At 63.1% G+C, this 385-nt stretch carries 1 protein-coding gene; it reads left to right on the top strand.

What is annotated here, in order from left to right:
- On the top strand, positions 1 to 196 hold a 196-nt coding region (locus tag KWG70_RS17720), incomplete at its 5' end, for a hypothetical protein (RefSeq protein ID WP_230937373.1).
- Positions 197 to 385: the final 189 nt, after the last annotated feature.

Below are 385 nucleotides of genomic sequence, written 5' to 3'. Positions count from 1 at the left end.
CGGTTACCGCATCAAAGGCGATGCCTGCCGCCGCGTCGGCGAGAACGACTTCACCAACCAATTCCTCGACGATGCCGCTGACCTTGTGGGCTGCCCTGAGGATGCCGAGAACCTCGGCGTGTTTGTTCTGGATACCGGCGCTGTCGAAGTGGCGCGGGTGGATGGGTTTATCCTCTATTCCGTGCCCGTCCGCTAAGAACCGCCGACCTCAATCCTCGTCCCATGGGGGCGGCTCGATGCCCACGCGGGCCAGCGCCATGTGCAGTTCAAACTTCAACTTGCGCCGCTCTGCATCCGTTGTCGCTTTCTGGCGTCGCGCCTCAAGGTCGTGCATCACCTGCTCGGTCGTTTTGGCGGCCTGTGCGGCCACATCAAGCGGGCGGAG

This window comes from Psychroserpens luteolus, assembly GCF_021032705.1.
Lineage (GTDB): Bacteria > Bacteroidota > Bacteroidia > Flavobacteriales > Flavobacteriaceae > Psychroserpens > Psychroserpens luteolus.
This window is presented reverse-complemented; position numbering and strand designations above follow the sequence as displayed.